This window comes from Streptomyces sp. WAC06614, from assembly GCF_003949795.1.
GTDB lineage: Bacteria > Actinomycetota > Actinomycetes > Streptomycetales > Streptomycetaceae > Streptomyces.
The window spans coordinates 60,133-66,836 of sequence record NZ_RPRY01000002.1; the positions used below are offsets into that span (position 1 = coordinate 60,133).

A 6,704-nucleotide genomic window follows, 5' to 3' on the forward strand; every position below is an offset into this window, starting at 1 on the left:
CCCGCCTGCACCCGTGCGCGCGGGTGGGCCGGCCGGGGCACGTGGGACCGGCTCCGCGCTTTCCGCGGCTGACCCCGCACCCCACCCGGGCCCCGGGCCTGGAGTCCGACCTCCGGCTCGTGGCGCGGCGGGCAGTCCCCGGCCGCAGGGCCGACCTCGGCCTGACGCAGTGCGGGGCAGCGCCCCGGCCCCCGCGGTCAGGACCGGCTGCGCGCCGGCGCCCGGCCGCGGACCCCGGTCCGGCGTCGGCCCCGCCCGGGCCCGGGGAGGCGGGGCAGGCGGTCCGCTACGCCCGGGCCCGGGCGGGCCCGGCACGGTTCGGCCCCGGTGCGGGGGTCACATGGTGAGGACCGCGCCCAGCCAGGCTGCCAGGACCATCAGGCAGGCCAGGAGTTCGACCAGGACGCTCGTGCCCACCGCGCGCATCACCGTGCGGAGGGACGCCATGGCCTCGCCGTGGGTGCCCAGGCGGAGGCGTTCGGAGGCGTAGATGCCGGCCATGAAGCCGGGGACGGCGCCGAGGACCGGGACCAGGACGAAGCCCAGGACGGCACCGGCGCCGGCCGCGGCGGCCATGCGGCGGGTCACGCCGGCCTCACGGAGGCGGCGTGGCGGCAGCTGCCACGTCACCAGCTGGACCACCAGCAGCAGCGCGGTGGCCGCGACCAGCAGGGACCACGCCAGGGCCGTCGGAGCCTGCAACGTCCACCACAGCAGCCCCGCCCACACCAGCCACGTGCCGGGCACCCCCGGTACGAGTACGCCCACCACGCCGAGCACCAGGACCAGGCCCACCAGGAGCAGCTCCGGCACGTCCACCTGCCCAGCGTGACCGAACGGGGGCTAGCGGGCCACCCAGCCCCGTTCGTACGCGTGCCAGCCCAGCTGGAGCCGGGTCGTCACCCCGCACAGCTCCATCAGGCCCTTCACCCGGCGCTGGACCGTCCGCAGCCCCAGCTCCAGGTGCTTGGCCACGCTCGCGTCCGTCATCCCCGCCAGGAGCAGCGAGAGGATCTCCAGGTCCGTGGCGTCCGGGGCGAGCGGCGCGTCCTCCACCGTCCCCGCCGGGCCCAGCCGCAGCGGCAGCGCCTCGCGCCACACCGCCTCGAACAGCCCCCGCAGCGACTCCAGCAGGCCCGAGGCGTGCACCACCAGCGCCGCCGGTTCGGCGCCCCGCGCCGTCAGCGGGACCATCGCCAGGCTCCGGTCCGCGATCACCAGCTTCGTCGGCACCTGCGCGACCACCCGCAACCGCTCGCCCCGGCCGAGCGCCGCGTGCGCCTCCGCGAGCCCGGCCGGCTCCGTCAGCACCTCCCGCTCGATCACCACCCGGTACGCCACCCCGCGCTGCGCCGCCCGGTCCTCCGCGTCGTTGTCCGGGCCCGGCACCACCTGCGGTCGACCGGTCACCAGCGCGCACACCTCCTCCACGGCCCCCAACTGGAGCTGGTGGAAGCGGTGCGCCACCGCGCTCGCGCCCGTCACCGCCTCCACCAGGTCGTGCACCGCCGGCTCCGCCGCCGACGCGGCCTCCGCCCGGTACTCCTCGGCCAGCACCGCCGCCGCCATCTCCGCCTGCTCCAGCTCGTGCCGCTGCTGCGTCAGCAGCGCCCCCAGTGCCACCCCCGGCGGCGCCGCCACCCAGCGGCCCGGCCGGGCCGAGGACTGCGCCGCCAGCCCGTGCCGCTCCAGGTGCCGCAGCGCCCGTTCCGTCTGGGGCACCGGCAGGGTCAGCCGGTGCGCCAGGTCCGGCACCTCCGCCGCCCCCAGGACCACCAGCGCCCGGTACGCCGACTCCTGCCCCTCGTCCAGCCCTATCGCGCCCAGCACGCCACCCGGCGCACCGACCGCCCCGCGCGGCGTACCGCCCGTACCGCCCGTACCGCCCGTAGCGGCCACCCCGGCCACCCCGGTCGTTCCGACCATGCCGACCACCAGCTCCCCCCCGTCTCGTCCCACGCCTCCGCGCGGCTTCCCCATGGCTCCCCACGCCGTCCCCTGGCCGCCCCCTGGCGGGAAGCGGCCACGGCGCGAACCCGCCGCGCAACATCATCACCGCAGTTCGTACCCGTCTGCCAGGGTGGCGCCACCGCAGATCCGACATCCGCCGGCCGACCGCCCTCCCCACCGGCGCCTCGGTCGCGCCGCGCGACGCGGCGGGACGGCCGGTGCTCGCCGCCGAACGACAGGGCGTCGACGGCCAGCAGCTCGGCCTCTCGGTGACCGGCCACGCCGGGTACGCGCCGGGCGCGCCGACCTCGGCCCGGCTCTCGTACTCCTGCGACGGCGAGCACTGGACCACGGCGCGGAGCAGGCGCAGCCCGACGGGCGGTGGACGACCGTGGTAGACCACCGTGGCGCGGCCGGGCGGCAGGTCACGCTGAAGGTGGAACCGACCGACGCGAACGGGGCTTCCGTCACCCAGACGGTCGTACGGGCGTACGACGTGCGGGCGTAGCTCGAACGCTTGGCCAGGGGGTCGTCCGGCGGGGTGCCCGGCGACCCCCGTTCCGCGTTTCCGGGCGCCCCGCGCGGCCCACAATAAGGGCATGAATCAGCACGGGACGGCCCCGGACGACTGGTGGCACAAGCTCTACGACGACCTCCTGGCCGACCCGCCCACCTCCAGGTCCGCCACCCCGGACGCCCCCGCCGGCCCGGCCACCGCCCCGCGCGGAGCCGCGTTCCTGCTGGCGCAGATCGGCGCGCACGCCGCCGCGCGCTTCGCCGAACGGGTCGGGGAACTCGGCCTGACCCCGCCGGACGTGGGACTGCTGCGGATGATCGCCGGGCAGCCCGGCCGCAGCCAGCGGTCGCTCGCGGAGGACCTGGGAGTGGTGCCGAGCCGGGTCGTGGCCCTCATCGACGGGCTGGAGGGCAAGGGCCTGGTCGAGCGGCGGCGCAGCGCCGAGGACCGGCGCAACCACGAGCTGCACCTGACCGCCGACGGCCGGCGCACCCTCGGCGCGGTCTCCCGCAAGGCCGCCGCCCACGAGGACGACCTGCTCGCCGCGCTGGACCCCGCCCAGCGGGCGCACCTGCACGAGCTGCTGGACCGCGTGGCGGCGGAGCAGGGACTGACCCCCGGGGTGCACCCCGGCTACCGCACGCCGGCGACGTCACCGCGCCGCCGGGGCTGAGCCGCCGAGCGGTCCGCCCGGACCCCCGCCCGCCCCGCTACGCGATCGACGTGTCGCCCAGGGACTCCAGCAGGGCGCGCAAGGTGACCGCCGCCGCCTCGGTCTCCTCGCGGTCGAGGGCGGTCAGCAGTCCGGCCAGGTTCTCGAAGTGGGCGACGACCACCTCGTCGATCAGGGCACGGCCCTGGGGGGTGAGACGGATCCGGACCTGCCGGCGGTCCGCGGGGTCGCGGACGCGCTCGACCAGCCCCTTGCCCTCCATCCGGTCGATGCGGTTGGTGATGGCGCCGGAGGTGACCATGGCCGCCTTGAGGAAGGCCCCCGCGGTCAGCTCGTAGGGCGGGCCCGAACGGCGCAGGCTGGTCAGGACGTCGAACTCGCTGAACTCCAGGTCGTACGCGGCGAGGAAGCTCTTGACCTCGCGCTCCACGATCCGGTTGAGCCGCTGGATCCGGCCCACGAGCTGGACCGGCCACATCCGGTCCGCCAGTTCGGGGCGTTCCGCCGTCCACTGGCCGACGATCGCGTCGATGGCGTCACTCACGCCGCATTCCTTTCAAGGTTGACCTTCTCAACGTTAAGAGACTTGACGCTGAAAGGATCTTCGAGTTCACTTATCTCAACGTTGAGATTATCAAGGTTGAGGAATCGGGGGGAGCGCCCATGCCGCTCGCACACGCACCGAAGAAGACGACACGGACGGCCGGGACGACCGGGACGACCGCCGGGACAGCGGCGAACGGGCCCGCACCGGCCGCCCCCGCCCCGTGGCTGGCCCTGCTGGCCACGCCCGCCGCGGCGGCGGCCAACGCCCCGGTGCTGATCCTGGACGACATCGCCGGCTCCTGGGGGGTCGGCACCGCCACGGCCACGTGGTTCGTCCAGGTCTTCGCCTGGGCCATGGCCGTCGGCACCCCGCTCGTCGGCGGCCTCGTCCGCCTGCGCGGGCCGCGGTACGCGCTCCGGCTGAGCGCGCTGCTGGTGCTGGCCGGCACGGTGGCGCTCGTGGCCGCGCCCTGGCTGCCGCTGGCCCTGGCCGGCCGGGCCGCCCAGGCCCTGGGCGCCGCCGGCCTGATCACGGTGGCCATGGGCCTGGCGGCGGGCGACGCCCGCCGGATGGGCGTCGTCTCGGCCGGGTTCGGGGTGCTCGGGGCGGTCGGACCGCTGCTGGGCTCCTGGGTCGCGGGGGCCCTGTCCTGGCGGATCGCCCTGGCGGTGTCGGTGGTCTCGCTGCTCGCCGTACCCGTGGTCGCCCGCTGCACCGCCGCGGGACGGCCCGATCCGGGGGCCCGCTTCGACGGGCGGGGCGCCGCTCTGCTCCTGACGCTGGTCACCGCGCTGGTGATGGTGCCGCGCCACCCGGCCCTCGCCCTGGCCGCCGCCGTGGTCCCCGCCGTCCTGCTGGTCCTGCACGTCCGCGCCCGCTCGGAGGGCTTCGTCCCGCTCGCGGTGCTGCGCGCCCCCGGATTCGTCCCGTCCGCCCTGCTCGCCGGCACCCTGTCCACCTCGTACTTCACCCTGCTGTTCGCGATCCCGCGGCTGCTCGCCGGGCGCACCGAGTGGTCGCCGGCGGCCATCGGCACCGGCCAGCTCGTGGCGCTCCTCACCGGATCCGTCGTGTCCTGGCTGCTGGCCGCCGCATCGGCCCGGCTCGGACACCGCCGGCTGCTGGCCGTGCTGGTCACGGCAGGGGCCGCGGCCCCGCTGACCGCCCTGCTGAGCCCGTGGGCCCCGGCGCTGCTCGGGGTCGCGGCCCTGGCGGTCTTCGCCACCGTCGCGGGCCAGGCCACCCTGTCCGTCCGGGCCGCCGCCCAGGTCGTCCCGACCCAACGCCCCGCCGCCATCGGCCTGTTCGCCCTCTGCTACCAGCTCGGCGGCGCCTTCGGCCCGGCCCTCGCGGTCCTGCTCCTCGGCTGAGCGGAGGACCGTCGCCAGGAGCGGCGTACGCGGCGTCGACCCGGCGCAGCGTCGCCGCTCCTGTCGGCGTGGGTGGGGGTGCGGGTCAGGACGTCTCCTGGAGGTGGGCGGCGATCAGGGCCACGTCGTCGGCGATGGAGATGACGCCCGAGACGTCGGTCGTGGCGGTGGAGGCGCCGTTGACGCCCGCGTAGAAGGGGTCGAAGCGGCCGGCGCCCTGGTCGAGGTAGCCGGCGATCGTGATGGCGCCGACGGCGAGGCGGTCGTTGACGGCGTCGCCGCCGACGGCCGCGCCGGTCTTGGCGAACACCTTGCCGCGTGCCGGGCAGTCGCGGCAGTTCAGGGCCAGCAGGCCGTCGACGCCGAGGATCGGCAGGGCCTCCCGGAAGCGCCGGGCGTCCGGGGTGCGCTGCCAGTACGCCAGCATCTGGACGACGGCCTGCGGGGTGGCGCGGTCGGCGGGGTTGCCGCCGCGGCCGTCCATGAGCTGCACCTGTGTGCGGTCGACGCGGGCCGTGTCGAGGAACCGTGCGAGCACCGGGAAGCCGGCCGCGCACCGGTCGCTGCGGGCGGTGACGGCCATCAGGCAGATGCCCAGGTTGGCGCCGAGGTTGTGGCTGACCTTGAGGATGAGCTTGGCGTACTGCTCGTACGGCGGTGAGGTGTAGGCCGCCACCCGGGGCCGGCCGGCGTAGTCACGGGGGAGGCGGGCGACCGGGTCGGGGCCGGTCGGCGCGGCGGTGACCCGCACGCCCGCGCGGGCCAGTGCCTCGATCAGCGCGGTGCGGCCGAAGGCGGCCGGGTCCGTGATCGGCGCGGTGCGCAGCAGCGGCCGGGCGTCGGCCGCGACGGTGCCGGAGAGCCGGATCCGGGTGCCGCCCGCCGTGGTCGTCACGGTGATGTCCGTCGGGCCGCCCGCCTCGACCGTCTTCACCGTGGACGTGACCCGGTACGGCGCGACCTGAGGCCGCCACGTGACCGTGGCGTCGGCGCCCGGCCGGTCCCCGGGTCCGGTCAGCAGGTCGATCAGGTTGTCGTTGACGATCAGCGGAGTGGGGACCGGGTCGAGTTCCGGGTCGGGCGCGAACAGCCGGGTGTCGACGACGACATCGCCCTCGACCCGGGTGATCCCGGAGGCGCGGACCTGCCGCGCGAGCTGGTCGATCCCGGCGAGCGGGTTCTCCGGGGTGAGGGTGGCGCCGGGGAAGTCGTTGGCGTAGGTGTGGTCGAGGTCGGTGTAGGCGACCGTACCGTCGGGCCGGGTCCGCCCGCCCAGGGTGAGGTCCCCCTGGGCGACGAGGTCGAGGTCGCCGGTCAGCGTGGACCCGCTGCGCCGGCCCACCGCGTACACGGGGGTCACGAAGCGGTGGTCCGTGCCCAGGGTCCGCCAGGTCGCGGAGACCGAGAACAGCTTGGCGACGGAGCCGGGGATGAAGAACTGCCCCGGGTACATGCTGTGCAGCACCCGGCCGTCGGCCGGCTCGGTCTGCAGCAGGCCCCACTGGGCGTTGCGGTACTCCGGCTTGGCCATGATCGCGGTGATCCGCGGATCCAGCCGGCCCGGGTCGCCCACCCCGGTCGGCCACGGCGTGGGCAGCGGCGTCGGGGAGGGCGCCGGAGAGGACGTGGGGGATGCCGGGGAGGAGG

General features: G+C 76.2%; 7 protein-coding genes. 3 read left to right on the plus strand and 4 right to left on the minus strand.

Annotated features, from left to right (window positions below; genetic code table 11):
- Window positions 1-336: 336 nt before the first annotated feature.
- Entirely contained in the window at window positions 337-819 is a 483-nt protein-coding gene (locus EF918_RS00665) for a DUF456 domain-containing protein (protein WP_125638818.1), read from the minus strand.
- A gap of 24 nt (window positions 820-843) precedes the next feature.
- Entirely contained in the window at window positions 844-1,830 is a 987-nt protein-coding gene (locus tag EF918_RS00670; RefSeq protein ID WP_125638843.1) for a helix-turn-helix domain-containing protein, read from the minus strand.
- A 338-nt stretch (window positions 1,831-2,168) separates the two neighbouring features.
- On the opposite strand from EF918_RS00670, the gene EF918_RS00675 reads away from it, so the two are divergent.
- Both EF918_RS00675 and EF918_RS00680 read left to right on the plus strand, forming a co-directional pair.
- Window positions 2,169-2,348, plus strand: a complete 180-nt coding sequence (locus tag EF918_RS00675; RefSeq protein WP_125638822.1) for a hypothetical protein — start codon at window positions 2,169-2,171, stop codon at window positions 2,346-2,348.
- A 201-nt stretch (window positions 2,349-2,549) separates the two neighbouring features.
- A complete protein-coding gene (locus EF918_RS00680; protein WP_125638825.1) occupies window positions 2,550-3,140 on the plus strand; it encodes a MarR family winged helix-turn-helix transcriptional regulator in 591 nt (196 codons plus the stop codon).
- Between the two features lie 37 nt (window positions 3,141-3,177).
- On the opposite strand, the gene EF918_RS38920 is transcribed toward EF918_RS00680, so the two are convergent.
- Complete coding sequence (locus tag EF918_RS38920; RefSeq protein WP_125638828.1) at window positions 3,178-3,684, minus strand: MarR family winged helix-turn-helix transcriptional regulator; 507 nt, start codon at window positions 3,682-3,684, stop codon at window positions 3,178-3,180.
- Window positions 3,685-3,803: 119 nt separating this feature from the next.
- On the opposite strand from EF918_RS38920, the gene EF918_RS00690 reads away from it, so the two are divergent.
- Window positions 3,804-5,057, plus strand: coding sequence for an MFS transporter (locus EF918_RS00690; protein ID WP_125638833.1), 1,254 nt, complete (start codon window positions 3,804-3,806; stop codon window positions 5,055-5,057).
- Window positions 5,058-5,142: 85 nt separating this feature from the next.
- Here EF918_RS00690 and dacB read toward each other — a convergent pair whose 3' ends face one another.
- A complete protein-coding gene (gene dacB / locus EF918_RS00695) occupies window positions 5,143-6,630 on the minus strand; it encodes a D-alanyl-D-alanine carboxypeptidase/D-alanyl-D-alanine-endopeptidase (RefSeq protein WP_260609670.1) in 1,488 nt (495 codons plus the stop codon).
- Window positions 6,631-6,704 lie beyond the last annotated feature (74 nt).